Origin of the sequence: Serratia sp. JSRIV006 (assembly GCF_019968685.1) — a bacterium.
Lineage (GTDB): Bacteria > Pseudomonadota > Gammaproteobacteria > Enterobacterales > Enterobacteriaceae > Chania > Chania fonticola_B.
The window spans coordinates 945,212-969,900 of the sequence record NZ_CP074137.1; the positions used below are offsets into that span (position 1 = coordinate 945,212).

At 55.1% G+C, this 24,689-nt stretch carries 17 protein-coding genes; 14 read left to right on the forward strand and 3 right to left on the reverse strand.

What is annotated here, in order from left to right; translation table 11 throughout:
* Position 1: 1 nt before the first annotated feature.
* Positions 2–703, reverse strand: a complete 702-nt coding sequence (gene mtnN / locus KGP16_RS04335) for a 5'-methylthioadenosine/S-adenosylhomocysteine nucleosidase (RefSeq protein WP_065687057.1) — start codon at positions 701–703, stop codon at positions 2–4.
* A gap of 138 nt (positions 704–841) precedes the next feature.
* On the opposite strand from mtnN, the gene dgt reads away from it, so the two are divergent.
* The 3 genes from dgt (at position 842) to KGP16_RS04350 (ending at position 5,292) form a co-directional block, all read left to right on the forward strand.
* Entirely contained in the window at positions 842–2,359 is a 1,518-nt protein-coding gene (gene dgt, locus KGP16_RS04340) for a dGTPase (protein WP_115159088.1), read from the forward strand.
* A 192-nt stretch (positions 2,360–2,551) separates the two neighbouring features.
* Positions 2,552–3,958, forward strand: a complete 1,407-nt coding sequence (gene degP, locus KGP16_RS04345; RefSeq protein ID WP_223500859.1) for a serine endoprotease DegP — start codon at positions 2,552–2,554, stop codon at positions 3,956–3,958.
* A gap of 179 nt (positions 3,959–4,137) precedes the next feature.
* Positions 4,138–5,292, forward strand: a complete 1,155-nt coding sequence (locus KGP16_RS04350; RefSeq protein WP_071682220.1) for a CdaR family transcriptional regulator — start codon at positions 4,138–4,140, stop codon at positions 5,290–5,292.
* 134 nt (positions 5,293–5,426) lie between these two features.
* On the opposite strand, the gene garD is transcribed toward KGP16_RS04350, so the two are convergent.
* Entirely contained in the window at positions 5,427–6,998 is a 1,572-nt protein-coding gene (gene garD / locus KGP16_RS04355; RefSeq protein ID WP_223500860.1) for a galactarate dehydratase, read from the reverse strand.
* A gap of 443 nt (positions 6,999–7,441) precedes the next feature.
* On the opposite strand from garD, the gene KGP16_RS04360 reads away from it, so the two are divergent.
* The 4 genes from KGP16_RS04360 to garR are packed head-to-tail and all read left to right on the forward strand — an operon-like array spanning position 7,442 to position 11,870.
* The gene (locus KGP16_RS04360) at positions 7,442–8,800 is read left to right on the forward strand and encodes an MFS transporter (protein WP_024483471.1); all 1,359 of its coding nucleotides are present in this window, start codon (positions 7,442–7,444) and stop codon (positions 8,798–8,800) included.
* A gap of 48 nt (positions 8,801–8,848) precedes the next feature.
* Positions 8,849–10,180: a glucarate dehydratase gene (gene gudD / locus KGP16_RS04365; RefSeq protein ID WP_094982131.1), complete on the forward strand. Its 1,332-nt coding sequence runs from the start codon at positions 8,849–8,851 to the stop codon at positions 10,178–10,180.
* A 21-nt stretch (positions 10,181–10,201) separates the two neighbouring features.
* The gene (gene garL / locus KGP16_RS04370; protein ID WP_059199776.1) at positions 10,202–10,975 is read left to right on the forward strand and encodes a 2-dehydro-3-deoxyglucarate aldolase; all 774 of its coding nucleotides are present in this window, start codon (positions 10,202–10,204) and stop codon (positions 10,973–10,975) included.
* 10 nt (positions 10,976–10,985) lie between these two features.
* On the forward strand, positions 10,986–11,870 hold the full coding sequence (gene garR / locus KGP16_RS04375; protein ID WP_094982130.1) for a 2-hydroxy-3-oxopropionate reductase: 885 nt from the start codon (positions 10,986–10,988) through the stop codon (positions 11,868–11,870).
* Positions 11,871–12,035: 165 nt separating this feature from the next.
* On the opposite strand, the gene barA is transcribed toward garR, so the two are convergent.
* The gene (gene barA / locus KGP16_RS04380) at positions 12,036–14,768 is read right to left on the reverse strand and encodes a two-component sensor histidine kinase BarA (RefSeq protein ID WP_059199778.1); all 2,733 of its coding nucleotides are present in this window, start codon (positions 14,766–14,768) and stop codon (positions 12,036–12,038) included.
* A gap of 67 nt (positions 14,769–14,835) precedes the next feature.
* Between barA and rlmD the strand changes: the two genes are divergently transcribed.
* The 7 genes from rlmD (at position 14,836) to KGP16_RS04415 (ending at position 24,684) form a co-directional block, all read left to right on the forward strand.
* Positions 14,836–16,173, forward strand: a complete 1,338-nt coding sequence (gene rlmD / locus KGP16_RS04385) for a 23S rRNA (uracil(1939)-C(5))-methyltransferase RlmD (protein WP_179249330.1) — start codon at positions 14,836–14,838, stop codon at positions 16,171–16,173.
* 9 nt (positions 16,174–16,182) lie between these two features.
* Entirely contained in the window at positions 16,183–18,417 is a 2,235-nt protein-coding gene (gene relA / locus KGP16_RS04390; RefSeq protein WP_021179385.1) for a GTP diphosphokinase, read from the forward strand.
* A 60-nt stretch (positions 18,418–18,477) separates the two neighbouring features.
* Positions 18,478–19,272, forward strand: coding sequence for a nucleoside triphosphate pyrophosphohydrolase (gene mazG, locus KGP16_RS04395; RefSeq protein ID WP_059199780.1), 795 nt, complete (start codon positions 18,478–18,480; stop codon positions 19,270–19,272).
* A 366-nt stretch (positions 19,273–19,638) separates the two neighbouring features.
* Complete coding sequence (pyrG, locus tag KGP16_RS04400) at positions 19,639–21,276, forward strand: glutamine hydrolyzing CTP synthase (protein WP_223500862.1); 1,638 nt, start codon at positions 19,639–19,641, stop codon at positions 21,274–21,276.
* A gap of 80 nt (positions 21,277–21,356) precedes the next feature.
* On the forward strand, positions 21,357–22,652 hold the full coding sequence (gene eno, locus KGP16_RS04405; protein ID WP_021179388.1) for a phosphopyruvate hydratase: 1,296 nt from the start codon (positions 21,357–21,359) through the stop codon (positions 22,650–22,652).
* 631 nt (positions 22,653–23,283) lie between these two features.
* Positions 23,284–23,817 carry a fimbrial protein gene (locus KGP16_RS04410; protein WP_059199781.1) on the forward strand — a complete coding sequence of 178 codons (534 nt, stop codon included), beginning with the start codon at positions 23,284–23,286 and terminating at the stop codon, positions 23,815–23,817.
* A gap of 138 nt (positions 23,818–23,955) precedes the next feature.
* On the forward strand, positions 23,956–24,684 hold the full coding sequence (locus KGP16_RS04415; protein ID WP_059199782.1) for a molecular chaperone: 729 nt from the start codon (positions 23,956–23,958) through the stop codon (positions 24,682–24,684).
* Positions 24,685–24,689: the final 5 nt, after the last annotated feature.

Sequence of the window (24,689 nt, forward strand, 5' to 3'; positions counted from 1 at the left end):
ATTAACCGCGCTTGGCCAGGGCTTGCAGCATGGCATTGACCATCAGCGAGGACTGCTTGGCGGCCACCGCCAGGAACTCGTCGAAGCTCATATGGGATTCACTGTCGGCAACGTCGGAAATCGCGCGTACCACCACGAATGGCGTGCCGAACTGATGGCAAACGTGGCCAACGGCGGCGGCTTCCATCTCAACGGCGGCAACGGTTGGGAAGGTGCTGCGGATGCGGGCCAGAGGCTCGGCACCGTTAATGAAGGCGTCACCGCTGCAAATCAGGCCGCGTACCGCGTTCAGGTTAAGCTGTTTGATGCAGTTTTCCGCTAGCTCGATCAACGCGGGATCGGCAACGAACGCTGGTGGGCAACCGGCCATCTGGCCTGGTTCATAACCAAAGGCGGTCACGTCGGCGTCGTGGTAACGCACTTCTTCAGATACCACGATATCGCCCACGTTCAGCGTAGCGGCCAGGCCACCGGCGGAACCCGTATTGATCACCACATCGGGTTGGCACTGTTCCAGCAGCAGGGTGGTACCCAGGGCCGCTGCCACTTTGCCGATGCCCGATTTGAGCAGGGCGACTTCCACGCCGTTGATTTGGCCGGTATAGATCTCACAACCCGCACGTTGCAGGGTCTGGCGGTTCGCAATTTGCTCGCGCAGCAGGGTAACTTCTTCTTCCATTGCGCCGATGATGCCTACTTTCATAAATAATACTCGCTGATAGGGTATGGAAATTGCGCCATAGTCTATCATGGCTCTGTGAGAGAGATAATCCGCAATACCGTTGCATCCGCCGCCGGGAATTGTTATCACGGAGGGAATGCGCAACGGGAGGAGAAACAGATGTCCGGGATCGACTTTAAGCAGAAGATCAGCTTTCAGCGGCCTTTTAGCAAGCCGATTGAAGCCGAAGAAGAGTACGACATCATTCGCCAGTTCGAGAGCGATCGCGGTCGCATTGTCAATTCTGCGGCGATACGCCGTTTGCAGCAGAAAACGCAGGTGTTTCCGCTGGAGCGTAACGCGGCGGTGCGCAGCCGTCTGACCCACTCGATGGAAGTGCAACAGGTGGGGCGGCATATTGCCAAAGAGATCCTCAACCGCTTCAAACAGGAAAAGCGTATTGATGCGCTTGGCCTGAGCAAGCTGCTCGATCCTTTCGAGAGCATTGTCGAAATGGCCTGCCTGATGCACGACATCGGCAATCCGCCGTTTGGCCATTTCGGCGAATCGGCCATCAACGACTGGTTCCGCCAGCGGCTCGATCCCGCCAGCTGTGGCAGTGAGCCGGGTAGCCACGATCGCTGCCAGGTAGAGGTGTTACGCCTGCATGAAGGGGAGAGCGACCTTAACCGGCTGCGCAGCCGTATTCGCCACGATCTCAGCCATTTTGAGGGCAATGCTCAGGCGATCCGCCTGGTCTACACGTTGCTGAAATTGAACCTGACCTATGCGCAGGTTGGCTGCATCCTGAAATATACCCGCCCGGCCTATTGGGCGAGCGATATTCCCGCCAGCCATAGCTATCTGATGAAGAAGCCGGGGTTTTATCTGGCGGAAGAAGCCTTTGTCGATCGTTTGCGGCGTGAATTACATATGGGAGAGTTCGATCGTTTCCCTCTCACCTATATTATGGAAGCCGCCGATGATATTTCTTATTGCGTGGCCGATCTGGAAGACGCGGTAGAAAAGAACATCTTTACCGTGGAGCAGCTGTATCAGCATTTAACCCAGGAATGGGGCGAGATTGCTCCAGGGGATCTGTTTGATAAGACCGTGGCCAGTGCGTTTCGCAAAATAGAGCGCAGCGGGGCGCGTCGCAGTTCAGAAGATCAGTTCTTTATGTACCTGCGGGTATTTACCGTTGCCAAATTGGTTCCCCATGCGGCCCAGCGGTTTATTGATAACTTGGACTCGGTGTATCACGGCCACTTTAACGGAGCCTTGTTGGAGGATGCCAGCCCGGCTTGCCGCCTGCTGGCTATCTTCAAGAACGTTGCGTTCAAACACGTGTTCAACCACCCGGAAGTGGAGCAGTTGGAACTCCAGGGTTACCGGGTGATCAACGGCCTGCTGGACATTTATAGCCCGCTGCTGGCCATGTCGCTGGCCGATTTCAGCCAGCTGGTGCGGGAAGACAGCCACCGGGCGTTCCCGATTGAAACGCGGCTGTTTCACAAGCTTTCGACCAAACATCGCCTGGCCTATGTCGAGGCGGTGGAAGGTTTGCAGCATCTTTCTGCCGAGCAGCAGGCTATTAGGGAATATTATTTCCGGGCGCGGTTGTTACAGGATTATATCAGCGGCATGACCGACCTTTATGCCTATGATGAATATCGTCGTTTAATGGCGGCGGAATAAAATCATGAGATAATTCTCGCTTATTTTAGCGAGATAACTCTCAAGCTGGAACATTATTTCGAGTTTTGTAAAGACCGACAATATTTGTTTACTATTAGCCCGCCGCACCAGGGGAACTTCAGCTTATCAGCAGGCTCTTACTAAGCACCAAGACCCGGTATTCCTTTTGAACGACTTTTAAGAGACACACAGATGAAAAAAACAGCACTGGTTTTAAGCGCCCTGGCTTTGAGTATTGGTTTGGCAATGGGTCCGGTAACGACCGCCAACGCCGCAGAAACGGCTTCTGCCTCCACTAGCACCCAACCGATGCCAAGCCTGGCACCGATGTTGGAAAAAGTGATGCCTTCAGTGGTAAGCATTAACGTGGAAGGAAGTGCCGCGGTGAATGCGAAAACGGTACAGCAAATGTCGCCGTTCTGCCAGGATGGTTCACCCTTCCAAGGTTCCCCAATGTGCCAAGGTGGCGCGCCGGGTGGGCCAACTACCCAGGAAGCCTTTAAGGCCCTGGGTTCAGGCGTCATCATCAACGCGGACAAAGGCTATGTGGTCACCAACAACCACGTGGTAGACAATGCCAGCAAGATCACGGTGCAATTGAGCGATGGCCGTCGCTTTGAAGCCAAGGTGATCGGCAAGGATCCGCGTTCTGATATCGCGTTGATCCAGCTGAAAGATGCCAAAAATCTGTCAGCGATCAAAATGGCCGATTCCGAGCAGCTGCGCGTGGGTGATTACACCGTGGCGATCGGTAACCCGTATGGCCTGGGTGAAACCGTGACCTCCGGGATCGTTTCTGCCTTGGGGCGTAGCGGCTTGAACATTGAAAACTACGAAAACTTTATCCAGACCGATGCGGCGATCAACCGGGGTAACTCCGGCGGTGCGTTGGTTAACCTGAACGGTGAGCTGGTTGGCATTAACACTGCGATCCTGGCGCCGGACGGCGGCAACATCGGTATCGGCTTCGCTATTCCAAGCAACATGGTGAAAAACCTGACCTCGCAAATGGTGGAATATGGCCAGGTTAAACGCGGTGAGCTGGGCATCATGGGTACCGAGCTGAACTCCGAGCTGGCGCAAGCGATGAAAGTGGACGCCCAGCGTGGCGCATTCGTCAGCCAGGTTGTGCCGAAATCCTCCGCTGCCAAGGCCGGTATCAAGGCCGGTGACGTGATTGTCACCCTGAACGGTAAAGCCATCTCCAGCTTTGCGTCGTTCCGTGCTGAAATCGGCAGCTTGCCGGTGGGCACCAAGATGGCGCTGGGCATTATCCGTGACGGCAAGCCGGTGACCATTGACGTAACGCTTGAGCAAAGCAGCCAGGAGCAGGTTGATTCCAGCAATATTTACACCGGCATTGAAGGTGCAGAACTGAGCAACAGCACCGACAAAGTGAAAGGTGTGAAGATTGAGAAGGTGAAACCTGGCAGTGCCGCTGCGCGCATCGGGCTGAAAAAAGGCGACGTGATCATGGGTGTGAACCAGCAGCCGATCACTAACCTGGGCGAACTGCGTAAGGTGCTCGACAGCAAGCCTGCGGTGTTGGCGTTGAACATCCAACGTGGCGACTCGACGCTGTATCTGCTGATGCAGTAATGTTGTCACGTTGTTCTACAGAGGCACGCTTCGGCGTGCCTTTTTTTATGGCTAAAAACTGTGAGTTTGAGCACAAACTCACGCCCGGCCAAAACGCATTTGGGCATCTGCACAATGTGCCAGTAGAGGCGCGTCGGTATGCTGAACGTTGGTTTATCATCCGACGGGGATAAGACGCAATGGCGGAGTATCATCTTGATGCCAAGCTAGCCAGGGAAATTGTCGCTCGCACCATGAAAATTATTGATAGCAATATCAACGTGATGGACAACCGGGGCCGGATTATTGGCAGTGGCGATCCTGAGCGGCTGGGGGAACTGCATGAAGGGGCATTGCTGGTGCTGTCTCAGGCCAGGGTGGTCGCTATAGACGATGCCGTTGCCCGTCATTTGCACGGCGTTCGGCCCGGTATTAATCTGCCGTTGCACGTTGACGGGAATATCGTTGGGGTCATCGGCCTGACCGGCGATCCGGTGCAACTGCGGCAGTACGGTGAACTGGTCTGCATGACCGCTGAAATGATGCTGGAGCAGGCGCGATTGTTGAGTTTGTTGGCGCAGGACAGCCGCTTTCGTGAAGAGTTCGTGTTGAACCTGATCCGTACGGAGGATCTGTCACCGGCCTTGATGGAATGGGCGCACCGCCTGGGGATAGATCCCAACCAACCCCGCGTCGCGGCGGTAGTGGAGGTGGATAGCGGCCAGTTGGGAGTCGACAGCGCCATGGCCGAGTTGCAGCAGTTACAGGAGCTGCTGACGCTGCCGGAACGTGACAACCTGATCGCCATTGTTTCTCTCAGTGAAATGGTGGTACTTAAACCGGCGCTGAATCACCATGGGCGTTGGGATGCCGAGGCCCATCGGCGGAGAGTGGAGAATCTGCTGGTGCGGATCAATGAAAGCAGCCGTTTACGAGTGCGTATTGCGCTCGGCAACTATTTCGTTGGCCCAGGCAGCCTGGTGCGTTCCTATCGCACTGCGCGCACCACCATGGCCGTTGGCAAGCAGCGCATGCCTGAGCGATGGGCCTATTATTATCAGGATCTGATGCTGCCGGTATTGCTGGGCAGCCTGCGTAGCGGTTGGCAGGCGGATGAGCTGGCTCGGCCGTTGGAACGTCTGAAAGCCATGGACGGTAATGGTTTGCTGCTGCGTACCTTAAATGCCTGGTTCCTGAATAATGTGCAACCCACCGCGACCGCCAAGGCACTCTATATTCATCGCAATACGCTGGAGTATCGTCTCAATCGCATTTCGGAACTCACCGGGTTGAACCTGGCCAATTTCGATGCGCGCCTGTTGCTGTATGTGGGGTTACAGCTGGATGAAGACTAGCCTAGCTGTACGCCAGCCTCAAGCTTCAGTGTCGCGATATTTAAACCCCCAGCTAATACGGAGTCGGGAGGCTAAATAGTTGCACGTTCGGTTCCCTCTCCTTGGGGAGAGGGTTAGGGTGAGGGGCGTTGCACTCAAGTAACCGGTGCCGGGTTAAATACCGCCAACGCGTTGAACAAACCCCATTGATCTGACCAGGTTTGCTTGCGGCCGCTGGCGATATCCAGGATCAGTTCAAACAGTTGCCAGCCCACCTGCTCAATGGTTGCCTCCCCGGTGGCGATAGTTCCGGCGTTGATATCGATCAGGTCGTGCCAGCGTTCGGCCAGCGCGCTGCGCGTTGCCATTTTGATCACCGGCACGGCAGTCAGGCCGTAAGGGGTTCCCCGGCCGGTAGTGAACACTTGCACCGTAATGCCGGAAGCCAACTGCTGCGTGCCGCAAACAAAGTCGCTGGCGGGAGTGGCAGCATAAATCAGCCCACGTTTGCTGGGGCGTTGGCCGGGGGAGAGCACTTCGACAATCGCGCTACTGCCAGATTTGGCAATCGAGCCTAATGCCTTTTCCACCACGTTGGCCAAACCGCCTTTCTTGTTGCCGGGTGAAGGGTTGGCGCTGCGATCGGTTTGCCCTTGGTTGAGGTAATCGTCATACCAGGCCATCTCCTCCAGTAAGCGCTTGCCAACTTGTTGATCGGCAACCCGTGGGGTTAACAGGTGGATGGCATCACGCACTTCGGTGACTTCGGAGAACATCACGGTTGCCCCGCAACGTACCAGCAGGTCGGAAGCAAAACCTACCGCCGGGTTGGCCGTCACCCCGGAAAAGGCATCGCTACCGCCACATTGCATCCCCACCACCAGCTCTGAGGCCGGCACGGTTTCCCGCTGGCGACGGTTCAGGCGTTGCAGGTGCTGCTCTGCCACGGCCAGAATATCGGCCACCATGGCCTGAAACCCAACGTGTTTCTCATCTTGCAGGCGCACAATCCGGCTTTCATCCACGGAGATGGGGTGTACATCTGGGGTTCCCTGCAGCAAGCGTTCCGGCTGCAACTTCTCGCAGCCTAGCCCCACCACCATCACTTCGCCGCCAAAGTTCGGGTTGAGCGCCAGATTATGTAAGGTGCGGATAGGGACCACCGCTGCGGGAGCGTTGATGGCGACGCCACAGCCATAGAGATGATTCAGACCCACCACGCCGTCAACGTTGGGGTATTTCGCCAGCAGGTCGCGCTTAATGATTTTCACCACATAATCCACCACACCGGCCACGCAGTGCACGCTGGTGGTGATCGCCAACAGGTTCTTGCTGCCAACGCTGCCGTCGGCATTACGGTAGCCTTCAAAGGTATAACCTTCCAGAGGCGGTAATGCCTGGGGCACATTGTTGGCTAGTGGCAAGCTGGCCAACTCGGGGGCCGGGGGAAGCAGTACCAGCGATTCATCAATCCAACTGCCACGGCGAATATCCCGTGCGGCAAAGCCAATCACTTCGCCATAGCGCAAAATAGTGCCGTCTTGAGGAATATCTTGCAGCGCAACTTTATGCCCTTGGGGAATATGCTCCAATAATGTCAGACCGCAAGGGAAGCTTGCCCCTTTAGGCAATCCATAGTCATTAACCACAATGGCGACGTTATCTTGCCGATGAACCTGAATATAGCGCGGTAATGCTTTAATACTGCCAACTGCATATTCGGACATAGTGAAACCTCACGTACTCTGATTTATGTACGCCGTGGGTAATAATCGAAAAACTGGCTCAGCAAAAAGCATAACATTCGCAATGGTGTCGGGCATTATGCAAATGACCTAGATTTGGCGTTTCCCGGGAGTCAATCTTTGGCATTGTGCTAATCCGCTGTGAGATAGCTCACGCAACTGGGGGATCCGTGAGCCAGCCCGCGCCCGATTGGGCATACGCCATAAACAAGCCGCCATATTAGCCCTGTTATTGGGTTATTTGCCCGATGAGTCGCGGCAGCCGGTTCCCTATACTTTTCTCCACCAAGCGTTAATGCGTTTAAAAATTGCCGATGCCGTATTAATCGAACTGCTCAAAAAAGGCTGCAATTTAATTTAAACCTTTCGTTCTGAGCTATTTTTAGCGGTTTTTCAGGATGAATATAGTAATGCAGGAGAGCACCATGTCTACTATCAGCGCTGCCAACAGTGCCATCAAGCGAACCAATAAGCGTTACTGGATCGTGGTAATGCTGTTTATCGTCACCTCATTTAACTATGGCGATCGTGCCACGCTTTCTATTGCCGGTACCGCAATGGCTCAGGATATTGGCCTCGATCCGGTTGGAATGGGTTATATCTTTTCGGCGTTTTCCTGGGCCTATGTGATTGGTCAGATCCCCGGTGGCTGGTTACTGGATCGTTTCGGCTCCAAACGGGTCTACTTCTGGAGCATCTTCATCTGGTCGCTGTTTACCTTGCTGCAAGGCTTCGTGGATATCTTCAGCGGTTTTGGCATCGTGATAGCGCTGTTTGCGCTGCGTTTCCTGGTCGGCCTGGCAGAAGCACCGTCATTCCCCGGCAACAGCCGGATTGTCGCCGCCTGGTTCCCTGCCCATGAACGTGGCACGGCGGTATCGATCTTCAACTCGGCCCAATACTTTGCCACGGTGATCTTCGCACCGATCATGGGCTGGCTGACGCATGCCGTTGGCTGGTCGCACGTGTTCTTCTTTATGGGCGGGCTGGGCATCATCCTGAGCTTTGTCTGGCTTAAGGTGCTGCACAATCCCAAAGATCACCCCAGCATCAACCAGGCGGAACTGGACTATATCGAAGCCGGCGGTGCCTTGATCAATATGGATCAGAAACAGGCCACGCAGGTGAAGGTCAAAGGCGAGAAGTGGTTCCAGATCAAGCAGCTGCTGCAATCACGCATGATGATTGGCGTCTATATCGGCCAGTACTGCATCAACGCGCTGACCTATTTCTTTATCACCTGGTTCCCGGTGTATCTGGTGCAGGCGCGGGGGATGTCGATCCTCAAGGCCGGCTTTGTCGCCTCGGTTCCTGCCATTTGTGGTTTTGTCGGTGGGGTGCTCGGCGGTGTGATTTCCGACTACCTGATGCGCCGTACCCAGTCGCTGACCTTCGCCCGTAAAACGCCGATCGTGCTGGGCATGCTGTTGTCGATGTCGATGATCTTCTGCAACTACGTTGAAACCGAATGGATGGTGGTGGGCATCATGGCCGCCGCGTTCTTCGGTAAGGGGCTGGGCGCACTGGGGTGGGCAGTGATGGCAGATACCGCCCCCAAAGAGATCAGCGGCCTGAGCGGTGGCCTGTTCAATATGTTCGGCAATATCTCCGGCATCGTCACGCCGATCGCCATCGGCTACATCATTGGTACCACCGGATCGTTTAACGGCGCGCTGGTCTACGTCGGGATCCATGCGCTGTTGGCGGTGGCCAGCTACCTGTTCATCGTGGGAGATATCAAGCGTATCGAACTGAAACCCATGGCTAAGGCCAGCAGGCAATGACACGGCGGCGAGTTTGGCAACTGAACCCACAATTTTGAGGACATCTCTATGACAACAGCACCAAAAATTACTGCCATGCAGGTTGTACCGGTGGCCGGTTACGACAGCATGCTGCTCAATCTCAGCGGCGCTCACGCCCCATTCTTCACCCGTAATATCGTGATCTTGCAGGATAACGCCGGTAATACCGGGCTAGGGGAGATCCCTGGAGGGGAGAAAATTCGCCAAACCCTGGAAGAGGCCCAGTCCCTGGTGGTCGGCAAAACCCTGGGGGAATACAAGAACGTGATGAACCGGGTGCGCGAACGCTTTGCCGATCGGGATGCCAGCGGGCGTGGCCTACAGACTTTCGATTTACGTACCACCATCCACGTGGTGACCGGCATTGAAGCAGCGATGCTGGACCTGTTGGGGCAGTTCCTTGATGTGCCGGTAGCGGCCCTGTTAGGGGATGGGCAGCAGCGTGACTCGGTGGAAATGCTCGGTTATCTGTTTTATGTCGGCGATCGCAACAAAACGCCGCTGCCTTACCAGAGCCAGCCGGATGAGGCCTGCGACTGGTATCGCCTGCGTCATGAACAAGCGCTGACGCCGCAAAGCATTGTGCGCCTGGCGGAAGCGGCTTTTGATAAGTATGGCTTCAACGATTTCAAGCTAAAGGGTGGCGTATTGGCGGGCAGTGAAGAGGCTGAGGCCGTCACGGCGTTGGCGCAGCGCTTCCCTCAGGCGCGCATCACGCTCGATCCCAACGGGGCCTGGTCGCTGAAAGAAGCGATCGCACTCGGCAAACAGCTGCGTAACGTGTTGGCCTATGCCGAAGATCCTTGCGGGGCAGAGCAGGGCTTCTCCGGGCGGGAAGTGATGGCGGAGTTCCGCCGTGCCACTGGCCTGCCTACCGCGACCAACATGATCGCCACGGACTGGCGGCAGATGGGGCATACGCTGCAGTTGCAGTCGGTGGATATTCCATTGGCGGATCCTCATTTCTGGACCATGCAGGGATCGGTGCGCGTTGCGCAGATGTGCCATGAGTTCGGCCTGACCTGGGGCTCACACTCCAATAACCATTTCGATATCTCGTTGGCGATGTTCACCCATGTGGCCGCGGCGGCACCGGGCAACATTGCGGCGATCGACACCCATTGGATCTGGCAGGAGGGCAACCAGCGGCTGACGCGGGAACCGCTGCAGATTGTCGGTGGCCGCGTACAGGTTCCACAACGGCCAGGATTGGGGATCGAGCTGGATCGGGATCGTTTAATGCGGGGCAATGAGCTTTACCAGAAACACGGGCTTGGGGCACGCGACGATGCGCAGGGTATGCAGTACCTGATCCCTGGCTGGATCTTTGATAACAAACGCCCGTGCCTGGTGCGTTAATCCGTCTACAGAGGAAATTTCATGAAGAGCTGCCATAACCCTTTTCGTCAATCGTTGCTCGCGGGCGAAACCCTGATCGGCTGCTGGTCTGCGCTTGCCAACCCGATCTCCACCGAAGTCTTGGGGCTGGCCGGTTTCGACTGGCTAGTGCTGGATGGCGAGCATGCGCCGAATGACATTGGCACTTTCGTGCCGCAACTGATGGCACTCAAGGGCAGCCCTAGCGCCGCGGTGGTACGGCCGCCCTGCAACGAACCGGTGATTATCAAACGCCTGCTGGATATCGGTTTCTACAACTTTTTGATCCCGTTTGTGGAAAGTGCTGAGCAGGCAGAGTTGGCGGTAGCGTCGACGCGTTATCCCCCTGCGGGGATCCGTGGGGTCTCGGTGTCGCACCGTAGCAACGGTTACGGCACCGTGCCGGACTATTTCGCCCAGATTAACCAGCAGATAGCGGTGCTGGTGCAGATCGAAAGCCAGCAGGGGGTCGATAACCTGGACGCGATAGCTGGCGTAGAGGGCGTGGACGGCATCTTTGTCGGGCCGGGGGATCTTTCCGCCGCTTTGGGGTATCTCGGCCAGCCAAATCACCCGGAGGTGCAGGCGGTGATCCGTCATATTTTTGAGCGAGCCAGCGCGCACGGTAAAGCCAGCGGCATCTTGGCACCGGCTGAGGCTGATGCCCGCCGTTATCTGGAATGGGGAGCCAGGTTCGTGGCCGTCGGCAGCGATCTTGGCGTATTCCGCACGGCCACGCAGGCCTTGTGCGATCGGTTTAAACAGGCTGTTGAATAAGGGGAACGGGATGAAAATTGGATTTATTGGCTTGGGGATTATGGGGAAACCCATGAGCAAAAACCTGCTGCAGGCGGGTTATTCGTTGGTGGTAATGGACCGCAATGCCGAAGCGGTGGCTGAACTGGCTGCGCTGGGTGCCGATGTTGCCGCCACGCCAAAGGCGGTGGCCGCATTGAGCGATATCGTGATCACCATGTTGCCTAACTCACCGCAGGTGCGGGAAGTGGCATTGGGAGAAAATGGCCTGATTGAGGGAGCCAAAGCGGGGACTGTGCTGATAGACATGAGTTCTATTGCTCCACTGGCAAGCCGTGAAATCAGCGAAGCCCTGGCTGCCAAACAGATCGCCATGCTTGATGCGCCGGTGAGCGGCGGTGAGCCTAAAGCGATAGATGCCACATTGTCGGTGATGGTGGGCGGCGATAAAGAGGTGTTTGATCGCTGTTTTGACGTGATGAAATCCATGGCCGGTTCGGTGGTGCACACTGGCGATATTGGCGCTGGCAACGTCACCAAACTGGCGAATCAGGTGATCGTGGCGCTGAATATTGCGGCCATGTCCGAAGCGCTGGTGTTGGCCACCAAGGCCGGGGTCAACCCAGACCTGGTATTCCAGGCGATCCGTGGTGGGCTGGCGGGCAGCACGGTGTTGGAAGCCAAGGCACCGATGGTGATGGATCGCAATTTCAAACCGGGTTTCCGCATTGACTTGCACATCAAGGATCTGGCCAACGCGCTGGATACCTCCCATGGCGTGGGGGCGCAGCTACCGTTGACCGCTGCGGTGATGGAAATGATGCAGGCGCTGCGCGCAGATGGTCTGGGCAATGCCGATCACAGCGCACTGGCGTGTTATTACGAAAAGTTGGCCAAGGCAGAAGTCACCCGATAAGGGCAGCGAGCTGGCGGAAGTTGGTTAGCCCCTGCTCTTTTGCAAATAAAGGGGTTATCTCTGCAAACTCGATTGTTCCCTCATCCAAGGTATATCACCGAATTTTCAGATTCACTCGATCGGTCCCCTCTCCCTGTGGGAGAGGGTTAGGGTGAGGGGTCTGGTTTACCCCAACTGGAACTTCGCTTCCGTCTCCACCAGCTCAATCTCATCCAACAGCTCCAGCCATTCCGGTTCTAAATCACCGTTGCTCACACCCTGACGCAGTTGCTGCTCAAGATAGAAGCACAGTTGCTTAAGGCGCGGAACGCCGCTGTAGCTGCAACTGCCGTGCAGCTTGTGGATCAGATCGAGAATGGTGTCGTCCTCTTCTCCTTCCAGCACGGCTTTTACCCGATCGCTGACCTGCGGTAGGAACTCGATCAACATCTGCAACAGATCGCGCGCCAGATCCTCTTTATTGGCGGCCTGGCGCAATGCCAACGGCCAATCCAGCGATAACGGTGGTTCAGCTGGGCTACGCGGCTGGGCTGCCTCTGGTTCAAGCTCGATGGTGTGATAACGGGAGAGCACCCGTGTCAGCATGGCTTCGTCAATCGGCTTGGCCAGATAGTCATCCATGCCAGCCTCCAACAGGTGTTCTCGCTCGCCGCTCACCGCATGGGCGGTCACGGCGACGATCGGCGTGGAGTTGTGGTGCGGCATCTGGCGGATCAGCTCACTGGCGCGGATGCCGTCAATATTCGGCATCTGAATATCCATCAGGATCATATCCAGCACGTTATCACGTGCCAGCACGATGGCTTCCTCACCGCTTTCGCACAGCAGCGTTTTTTCTACCTGTTCTGCCAGCAAGGCACCGATCAGCTTCAGGTTGGCCGGGTTATCATCGACCGCCATCACCGTCAGTGGTAAGCGTCTATGTACCTTTGGTGCGTTCTGACGCAGCGGGGCCTCCAGACGCAGTAACGGATACAGGCGATTACTGCTGATCGGTTTGGTCAGGCAGCCGATAGCGCCCAGCTTTTTCATTTTTTCGGCATCGATCTGCGACTGGCTAGGTACCGCCAGGATCACCCGATCGGCAAGTTTCAGCGACTCCAGCAGCTTGTCTCGATGCTGGCCATTAGCATCCCGATAAGGGATCGGTACGCCTGCCAACAGGAAGTCATAATGATTTTTCGGCAATTGCCCCAGGGTTGGCGAATGGGTTACCACCAAATGGGTGACGCTCAACATATTCAGCGTTGCCTGGGCCGCCGTTGGGTTGGCTTCGATATAGGCCAACGTCTTACCGCGCAAGTCCGGTAGACTAGGTGGCAGCGACAACATGCCTTCGTTGAGATCGAGGGTGATGTGGAACCAGAAGGTCGAGCCACGGTTGAGTTGGCTGTGGAAGTTGATATCGCCCCCCATCTCTTTCACCAGCTTCTGGGTGATCACCAGGCCCAGCCCGGTGCCGCCATGGCGGCGCGAGATGCTGGCATCTGCCTGGCGGAAAGCCTGGAACAGCTGCGATTGCTGGCGTTCAGAAATCCCGATGCCGGTATCGTGGATCTGCACTTCCAGCTCAACCTGGCGTTCCAACTGGTTACGTAGCTCAACGCGGATATCGATATTGCCGGTTTCGGTGAACTTCACCGCATTGCCGAGCAGATTGGTGATCACCTGCTGTAGCCGCAGTGAATCGCCAATTACCTGCTCTGGCACATCGTTTTGCACATCCAGGGTCAGCTCCAGCCCTTTGTCGTGTGCGCTAGGGGCCAGCAATACCAGCACCTCATCCAGCGTTTCACGCAGCGAGAACGGAATATGTTCCAGGATCAGCTTGCCAGCCTCCAGCTTGGAGAAGTCCAGCACGTCGTTGATGATGGTCAGCAGGTTGTTGGCCGAGCGTTCGATAGTTTGCAGATAGTCGGTCTGGGTGGCGCTCAGGTCGGTTTTCAGCGTCTGGCGGGTAAAGCCGATCACCCCGTTGAGCGGGGTACGCAGCTCATGGGACATATTGGCCAGGAATTCCGATTTGATACGGGCAGCTTCCTGCGCGCGCTTCTTCGCCAGATCCAGCTCAACGTTCTGGATCTCCATTTGCTCCAGCGTTTCACGTAGGTCGGAGGTGGCCTGGTCGATGTTCTGCTGCATCTCCTCGTGATAGGCGGTCAGCGACATCGCCATCGAGTTGATGCCGTTTTTCAGCATTTGCAGCTCGCCGAGCATAAAGCCTTCGACCCGGCTATCCAACTGGCCCCGGCGGATACGGTCGACGGTGTTGACCATATTGCGGATCGGGCCGGTGACGTCGCGCATCAGGCGGTAGGCAAACAGAATGGCAATACACATACACAGCAGCAGCAGCAGGGTAGAAACGAACACCTCTTTATATTGCTGTAGGCGTACCGATTGCAGATCCAGCTCGATCGCCACATAGCCGAGATTGCTGTCGGGATGTGCCTCCCCGCTGGTGTCCTCGTCCGGGAACTGTGACTCCGACAGGATTGGCGTACGCAGGATCAGCGAATCGCCACGCCGGGTCAGCATCATATCGGTGGGCATCGGCACACCTTTGGGCAACTGCAACTGGGTATAATTGTGGTGATAGTTGGAGGTGACAAACAGGTTGTTCTGCGAGTCAAATACGGTGATCGCCCGGACAATATCCGAATGGCGGCGATGCAACAGGCTGACCAGTTGCCGGACCGATTCACGGCTGCGGAAGGTCATGCCATATTCGCTGGCGACGGCCAGAGGTTCGATGATGCTGGCACCAGCATCGACTAATTGCTCCTGCAGCTCGTTGTAGCGGTGCACTACAAAGAAGGTGCTGAGCAGTAGACCGATCAATAAAGTCGGTGCCAGGATCAGGATCATCATGCGCGCGCGCAAGCTGTATTTGGTCATGGGATTCCAATGTGGGAGAATTGGAGGCTAATCTTAAGCTTAATTAACCAACACACAATCAATAATTATGGCGCAATTCTACTCTCCGAAACGCCGCGTGACGACCCGGCAAGCTTCACAAATATTCACGGTGACGGTAACGGACCTCGATCCATTTGGCCAGGGAGTGGCACGCCATGAAGGCAAAGCGGTATTTATCCCCGGCGTTTTGCCGGGGGAACAGGCCGAAATTCAGTTGACGCAGGACAAACGGCAATTCGCCAAAGGTCAGCTCAGGCAACTGTTAAATTGCAGCATTCAACGCGTTGAGCCGCGCTGCCCACACTTTGGTGTGTGCGGAGGTTGCCAGCAGCAGCATGTCTCCGAGGCGCTGCAACAGCAAAGCAAGGCGGCGGCGCTGGGGCGCCTGATCTACCGCGAAACCGGGGTGACGCCGCAGCAGGAACCGGTGATTGCCGGGCCGCAGTATGGTTACCGTCGGCGGGCGCGGCTGGGGTTACAGTGGCAACCCCAGCAGCACCGTTTGCTGATGGGTTTTCACCAGGCCGCCTCGTCCGATCTGGTGGCGGTGAAGCAGTGCCCGGTATTGGCACCGGAACTGGAACGGCTGCTGGTGCCGCTGTATCAATGCCTGAGCGGCTTGCAGGCCGTGCAGCGTCTGGGCCATGCGGAGCTGGTGTTGGCGGATAACGGACCGGTGCTGGTGTTGCGCCACCTGGATGCACTCAAGCAGGGCGATCGTCAGGCTTTGCAGCAGTTTGCCCAGCAAAATGGCACCACCGTTTATTTGGCACCGGATAGCGAACGGCTGGAAAAACTGTGCGGTGAAGCGCCGTATTATCAGGTTGACGGGCTACGCTTAGACTTCAATCCGCGCGATTTTATTCAGGTAAATGATGCGGTAAATCAGCAAATGGTGGCCCAGGCCCTTGAATGGCTCGAGATTGAGCCCAATGATCGCATATTGGATCTGTTTTGTGGCATGGGCAACTTTACCCTGCCGCTGGCCAAGCGGGCCAAGGCGGTGGTCGGGATTGAAGGTGTTGCCACGCTGGTAGCGAATGGGCAATATAATGCCGATAGGAATAGGCTCAGTAATGTCTCCTTTTTCCATGAAAATCTGGAAGATGACGTTGCGCGACAACCATGGGCAGCACAGGGATTTGATAAGGTGATGCTGGATCCAGCCCGCGCAGGCGCGGCTGGGGTGATGTCACACATTGTAAAACTGGCGCCAGAGCGCGTGGTGTATATATCCTGTAACCCCACGACGTTGGCACGCGACAGCAAAGTGTTGCTGGACGCCGGTTATCGTCTTGCGCGTGTGCGGATGTTGGATATGTTCCCGCACACGGGGCATCTTGAATCCATGGCGCTGTTTATCCACGGGTCGCGGAAAAAGTAGGGAGAAGTTATGGTCGCGGTAAGAACTGCACATCTGAATACGGCGGGTGAATTCGCGCTTGATGACTGGATAGCCAGCCTGGGGTTGCCCAACCCGCAGTCAGGTGAGCGATTAGCCGCAACCTGGCGTTACTGTGAACAGCAGACGAAAGACCATCCCGATGCGCCGTTGCTGCTATGGCGTGGCCTGGAGATGGTGGAGATCCTCTCGACCCTCAGCATGGATAACGACAGTATGCGCGCGGCGCTGCTGTTCCCGTTGGTGGACGCGGCGATCGTTCCTGAAGCGACCCTTACCGAAGAGTTCGGTTCCGGCATTACCTCCCTGGTGCACGGCGTACGCGATATGGACGCCATCCGCCAACTGAAAGCCACCCACAACGACTCGATGGGCTCCGAGCAGGTCGATAACGTGCGCCGCATGCTGCTGGCGATGGTGGAAGATTTCCGCTGCGTAGTGATCAAGCTGGCAGAGCGTATTGCCCACCTGCGTGAAGTGAAGGATGCGCCGGAAGACGAACGCGTGCTGGCGGCCAAAGAGTGTTCCAATATCTACGCCCCGCTGGCCAACCGCCTCGGCATTGGCCAGTTGAAATGGGAACTGGAAGATTTCTGCTTCCGCTATCTGCATCCCGATGAATACAAACGCATTGCCAAGCTGCTACATGAACGCCGTATCGATCGCGAGCAGTTTATTGATGACTTCGTGGCTTCATTGCATAGCGCGATGGAGATCGAAGGCATCAAGGCGGAAATTTATGGCCGCCCGAAACACATTTATAGCATCTGGCGTAAGATGCAGAAGAAATCGCTGGCGTTCGATGAGCTGTTCGACGTGCGTGCGGTGCGCGTAGTGGTAGAGCGCCTGCAGGATTGCTATGCGGCATTGGGCATCGTCCATACCCATTTCCGCCATCTGCCGGATGAGTTTGACGACTATGTCGCCAACCCGAAACCGAACGGCTATCAGTCGATCCATACCGTGGTGCTCGGGCCGCGTGGCAAAACGCTGGAGATCCAGATCCGCACCCGCCAGATGCACGAAGATGCCGAGCTGGGCGTCGCTGCACACTGGAAATACAAAGAAGGCGCGGTGGTTACGGCGCGTTCCGGCTACGAAGAACGTATTGCCTGGCTGCGTAAGCTGATCGCCTGGCAGGAAGAGATGGCGGACTCGGGCGAAATGCTCGACGAAGTGCGCAGCCAGGTGTTCGACGATCGCGTCTACGTGTTTACGCCGAAGGGCGACGTGGTGGATCTGCCAGCCGGCTCCACGCCGCTGGACTTTGCTTACCATATCCACAGCGACGTCGGTCACCGCTGTATCGGTGCCAAGATCGGCGGCCGTATCGTGCCGTTTACCTACCAGTTGCAGATGGGCGATCAGATTGAAATTATCACTCAGAAGCAGCCGAACCCTAGCCGTGACTGGCTGAACCCGAACCTGGGCTATGTCACCACCAGCCGTGGGCGCTCCAAGATCCACAACTGGTTCCGCAAGCAGGATCGCGATAAAAACATCCTGGCCGGGCGGCAGATGTTGGACAACGAGCTGGAACACCTCGGTATCAGCCTGCGGGAAGCCGAAAAGTTGCTGATCCCGCGTTATAACGTCAACTCGTTGGATGAAGTGTTGGCGAGCATTGGCGGCGGCGATATCCGTCTCAACCAGATGGTGAACTTCCTACAGGGCAAGCTCAACAAGCCTAGTGCCGAGGAGCAGGATCGCGAAGCGTTACGCCAACTGACCCAGCAGAAAGCCCCGGCAACCTCGGCCCGCAACAAAGATAATGGCCGCGTGGTGGTCGAAGGCGTCGGCAATCTGATGCACCACATTGCCCGCTGCTGCCAGCCGATCCCGGGTGACGACATTGTCGGCTTTATTACCCAGGGGCGTGGGATCTCGATCCACCGTGCGGATTGCGATCAACTGGCGGAGCTACAGTCTCACGCGCCGGAACGTATCGTGGATGCGGTCTGGGGGGAAAGCTACTCCAGCGGTTATTCGCTGGTGGTACGCGTCGTGGCCAACGATCGCAGCGGTTTGCTGCGTGATATCACCACTATCCTGGCCAACGAGAAGGTCAACGTATTGGGCGTCGCCAGCCGCAGCGACACCAAAAAGCAGCTGGCCACCATCGATATGGACATCGAAATCTATAACCAGGTGGTGCTGGGGCGTGTGCTGGCCAAGCTCAATCAACTGCCCGACGTTATCGACGCCAAACGCCTGCACGGCGCTTGATTTTTGTTTTTTGCTTAAGGGCTCAGCATGCTGGGCCCTTAATTATTCAGAGAGTTCAACATGACCCAACCAACACCACTGCAACGCCTGCTGACCATTATGAAAACCCTGCGCGATCCGCAGGTGGGTTGCCCGTGGGATCGTAAGCAGACCTTCGCCACCATCGCACCTTACACTCTGGAAGAAACCTACGAAGTGCTGGACGCCATTGAGCGCCAGGACTATGCCGAGCTGCGTGATGAACTGGGCGATCTGCTGTTCCAGGTGGTGTTTTATGCTCAGATGGGCCAGGAGCAGGGGCTGTTTGACTTCGACCAGGTGTGCAACGCCATCAGCGACAAGCTGGAACGCCGTCACCCGCATATCTTCGGTGAGGCTGAGGCAGCAGACAGCGCGGCGGTTTCCGCCCGCTGGGAGCAGTTGAAGGCTGGTGAACGGGCAGAGAAAGCGCTGCACTCTGCGCTAGATGATATTCCCAACGCCTTACCGGCGCTGATGAAAGCTCATAAAATCCAGAAGCGCTGTGCCGCGGTCGGCTTCGACTGGAACACCTTGGGGCCGGTCGTAGGTAAAGTGTATGAAGAGCTGGATGAAGTGATGCACGAAGCCCAGCAAGCGGTGGTAGACGAGCAGAAGCTGGAAGAGGAAATTGGCGATCTGCTGTTTGCCACGGTCAATCTTTCCCGCCATCTGGGTCATAAGGCGGAAAAGGCGTTGCAGGTGGCCAACCGCAAATTTGAACGCCGCTTCCGCCAGGTTGAAGAGATCGTGCAAAGCCGCGGTCTGACAATGCAGGAAGCCACGTTGGAGCAGATGGAAGAGGCCTGGCAGCAGGTAAAACGCCTGGAAAACTAATTGCCAATACCGTTGTCCTAACTGTGTCGCTTGTTTGATCGGCGACAATATTTGCTCAAGCTGAAACGGTTAAGCTCCGGGTTGTGGATTGCTGAATCTGGTTTAACCGGCAGAAAAGCTCAACAAACTGAAATCTAAGGTGTTTTATTGCATCTAAACTCGGTTTGTACGCAGTTTTTTATGCTAACCCATTGTTTCTAAAAGGCTCTAAAACGGGGGCCGAACGATTAAACCGGGATGAACTCACGAGGGTGGTTGAGATGATGGCAGGTAAAACGATCGTTTGTAGGTCAAGAGAGGTTCGGGTATACTACTTTCCCGTCTTGGTTCTTCCATCGTCTTTAAACCTAAACTCTCAGGTTCAGCATGACAACTAACTATATTTTTGTAACCGGCGGGGTCGTATCCTCTCTGGGTAAAGGCATTGCCGCAGCCTCCTTGGCGGCTATTCTTGAAGCCCGTGGCCTCAACGTTACCATCATGAAACTGGACCCGTACATCAACGTGGATCCGGGCACCATGAGCCCGATTCAGCATGGGGAAGTTTTCGTCACCGAAGACGGGGCAGAAACCGATCTGGATCTGGGTCACTACGAGCGCTTCATCCGTACCAAAATGACGCGTCGTAACAACTTCACCACCGGGCGTATCTACTCTGATGTGCTGCGCAAAGAGCGCCGTGGCGACTATTTGGGTGCCACCGTACAGGTGATCCCACATATCACCAATGCCATTAAAGAACGCATCATCGAAGGCGGCGAAGGCCACGATGTGGTGTTGGTCGAAATCGGCGGCACCGTCGGCGATATCGAATCCCTGCCGTTCCTGGAAGCCATTCGTCAGATGGCCGTCGAAGTGGGCCGTGAGCACACTCTGTACATGCATTTGACGCTGGTGCCATACCTGGCAGCCGCGGGTGAAGTGAAAACCAAACCTACCCAGCATTCGGTAAAAGAACTGCTTTCCATCGGTATTCAGCCAGATGTGCTGATCTGCCGCTCCGATCGCGCAGTTCCTGCTAATGAACGCGCTAAAATCGCTCTTTTCTGTAACGTACCGGAAAAAGCGGTTATCTCCCTGAAAGACGTTGATTCCATTTATAAAATCCCAGGCCTCTTGAAATCTCAGGGCTTGGATGATTATATTTGTAAACGATTCAGCCTGACACCGCCGGAAGCCAATCTGGGCGAGTGGGAGCAGGTGATCTACGAAGAAGCCAATCCAGGCGGCGAAGTGACCATCGGCATGGTCGGCAAATATGTCGAACTGCCAGATGCTTACAAGTCGGTGATCGAAGCGCTCAAGCACGGTGGCTTGAAAAACCGTCTGACCGTCAACATCAAGCTGATCGATTCGCAGGATGTTGAAACCCGCGGCGTTGAAGTGCTGAAAGATCTGGATGCAATCCTGATCCCTGGCGGCTTTGGCTATCGTGGCGTGGAAGGCAAGGTGATGACCGCACGCTACGCGCGTGAAAACAAAATTCCTTATCTGGGCATTTGCCTGGGTATGCAGGTGGCGTTGATGGAGTTTGCGCGCAACGTGGCGGGGATGGAAAATGCTAACTCCACCGAATTTGTGCCAGACTGTAAGTACCCGGTGGTCGCATTGATCACCGAGTGGCGTGACGAAGACGGCAACGTCGAAGTCCGTACCGAAGAAAGCGATCTGGGCGGCACGATGCGCGTCGGTGGCCAGCAATGCCACCTGACCGACAACAGCCTGGTGCGCAAGATGTACGGCGAGCCAACCATCGTGGAACGTCACCGTCACCGTTACGAAGTTAACAACATGCTGTTGAAGCCGATCGAAGCCGCGGGTCTGCGTGTGGCGGGTCGTTCTGCGGACAACAAGCTGGTTGAGATTATTGAATTGCCTGATCATCCGTGGTTTGTGGCCTGTCAGTTCCATCCGGAATTTACGTCGACGCCGCGTGATGGACATCCGTTGTTCGCTGGCTTCGTCAAGGCGGCCGGTGAACACCAGAAGCGTCAGGTGAAATAAGAGTTTTAGTAAGCAACGCGCGGCCAAAACCGCGCGTTGTTTGTCTGGAGTTTTAGTTTAACTTGTCTGAGGAAAACCTAATGTCCAAAATCATTAAAGTCATCGGTCGTGAAATCATCGACTCACGCGGCAACCCAACTGTTGAAGCCGAAGTGCATCTGGAAGGCGGTTTCGTCGGTCTGGCTGCAGCGCCGTCAGGTGCTTCTACCGGTTCCCGTGAAGCACTGGAACTGCGTGACGGTGACAAGTCTCGTTTCCTGGGTAAAGGCGTACTGAAAGCCGTTGCCGCAGTAAATGGCCCAATCGCTCAGGCGGTTGTGGGTAAAGATGCCAAAGACCAGGCTAACATCGACAAGATCATGATCGATCTGGACGGTACCGAGAACAAATCCCAGTTTGGCGCTAACGCCATCCTGGCTGTTTCTCTGGCTGCTGCCAAGGCCGCTGCTGCCTCTAAAGGTATGCCGCTGTATGAGCACATCGCTGAACTGAACGGCACCCCAGGCAAATTCTCTATGCCGTTGCCTATGATGAACATCATCAACGGTGGTGAGCACGCAGACAACAACGTTGATATTCAAGAGTTCATGATCCAGCCAGTTGGCGCTAAAACGCTGAAAGAAGCCGTGCGTATGGGTTCTGAAGTGTTCCATCACCTGGCTAAAGTACTCAAGAGCAAGGGCATGAACACCGCCGTAGGCGACGAAGGTGGCTATGCGCCAAACCTGGGTTCTAACGCCGAAGCGCTGGCTGTTATCGCTGAAGCGGTAAAAGCGGCAGGTTATGAACTGGGTAAAGACATTACTCTGGCGATGGACTGTGCAGCGTCTGAATTCTACAAAGACGGCAAATACGTGCTGGCTGGCGAAGGCAACAAAGCCTTCACTTCTGAAGAGTTCACTCACTTCCTGGAAGACCTGACCAAGCAATACCCAATCGTGTCTATCGAAGACGGTCTGGACGAATCTGACTGGGATGGTTTCGCATACCAGACCAAAGTGCTGGGCGACAAAATCCAGCTGGTGGGCGACGACCTGTTCGTGACCAACACCAAGATCCTGAAAGAAGGCATCGAGAAAGGCATCGCTAACTCTATCCTGATCAAATTCAACCAGATCGGTTCTCTGACCGAAACTCTGGCTGCAATCAAGATGGCGAAAGACGCAGGCTACACCGCGGTGATCTCTCACCGTTCAGGTGAAACCGAAGATGCTACCATCGCTGACTTGGCGGTAGGCACTGCGGCTGGCCAGATCAAAACCGGTTCTATGAGCCGTTCTGACCGCGTTGCTAAATACAACCAACTGATCCGTATCGAAGAAGCGCTGGGCAACCGCGCACCGTTCAATGGCCTGAAAGAAGTTAAAGGTCAGTAATATAACGGTTTGATTCGTTACTGAATCAGTAAGCAAACGGAGAGTGCCGTAAAGGTACTCTCCGTTTTTTTATGCCTATGTTAAATGAACTCACCAATCTGCGACATGGTGTAAAAATTTATTTAAGATTCTTCTTGGTGGCGGGGAGGGGTATTTCAGCGATAGATTTCCTGTTTTGTGGTGGTATTTTCCAGCCCCGGCGACCTAGTTTTCGACATCTGAATGGTTACTGAACAATCAATAATTATCTAAACAAAGACATTAAAATATTAAAATGACAGGAATATTCCTAACCTTAGGGAATACCCCCTAAAAAGGCCAATATGTTTCAAAATGTTTATTATTGTGGCGTTGTGATTATAGCGATATCTTAACCTATTGATATTTAATGTTTTAATTTATCTAAAAAGCAAGATTAATAGTTGTTACAAAATGTAAATAAATTCTATTATATGCGATTGCGACGAAAAAATGGTTGTTAGGAAAAATCTGGGTTTGCTAGAATAATCTCACATGTCCACAGGGCGTTTTAGAAATATAGTGTGACATGTATATTCTTAGTGAGTTTAAGCCAGTAATTAATTACTGCCAGGACTGCTTTATTGGAAAAAGTAAATTAAAAGGATTTCTTATGAAAATCAAAATGACGGCTCTCGCTTTAATTGCATTCTCTAGCACCTCCATGGCAGATTCAGCCAACACCGTGCAATTCAAGGGTGAAGTGAGTACTCAAACCTGCTCGGTGAATATTAACGGCAATGAAGCCAATCCGGTGGTGTTACTGCAGACGGTTGCGGCCAGCTCGCTCGCTACCAAAGGTGCCACCGCTGGTGACACAACCTTTACCGTTAACGTAACCGGTTGTACTACCGCGGCCAGCGACACCTCCATCAAGACGGTATTTGTGGGCAATAACACGACTACCAATGGCAACCTGGGTAACACCGGTGATGCGACCAAGGTTTCTATTCAACTGTTGGATAGCGATGCCACCACGCCACTGAGCTTTACTACGGGTTCAACGGCCACCACCAGCGCAATGACGCTGGCAACCGGCGCGACATCAACCTCGCAAGAACTGGTTGCCCGTTATTATGCCGAAGAAGCTGGGGTGACTGCAGGTTCAGTGATCGCCACGGCACAATATGCGATTACGTATAAATAATACTCTTCCGCTCCAGGTTGTTTCCGCCACCAGGCTCAAGCCTGATGGCGGGAAATAACCTGTTACCCATAATAACGTCAGCACCGCCCGAAACGCTAAGGGGTGCTGAGTTATTAGTCTTGTTGACTGGTCTCTCTTATGGCGTATACCACACGTACCTTTTCTTGTTGGGCGGCATTGCTGTTCAGCCTGACGTTGTTGATTGTCGATAGCGCTGCTGCCAGTGTCACCATGCTGGGCAACCGAGTGATCTACCCGGCTCAGGCACGCGAGAAAACGCTGCAGTTTACCAACGATGATGCTGCTCCGGCGCTGCTCCAGGTCTGGCTCGATATCGATAATGACAAATCGACGCCCGAAACGGCGGATGCCCCCTTTATCGCATCGCCACAGATTTTCCGGATGAATGCCCATAGCGGGCAAATGGTACGTTTGATGTACACCGGCAAAGGTTTACCGACCGACCGAGAATCCCTGTTTCACCTTAACTTCCTCCAGGTGCCAGCCGTCAAGCAAAGCGAAACGGATAAAAACAAGCTGGTACTGTTGGTCAGCAACCGGTTGAAGGTGTTCTATCGGCCAGAAGGGCTGCCGGGAGAGGGGAATCAGGCGGGTAAACAGTTGCAAATCCAGCGTAATGGCAATGCATTACAGGTCAGTAATCCCACGCCTTATTACGTCAGCATCAGCTATGCCAAAAGCGGCAATAAAAACCTGCATATTGAACCAGCCGATATGGTCGCGCCTTTTTCGCAGGTGAGTTGGCCGCTCGGCTCGGCGTTCCCCAAAGGGAAACTGAAAGTGGTGCTCGGCGTCATGAATGACTACGGGGTAGAGGTTCCCGTAACGTTAGAGACGCCGCACTAAAAAAG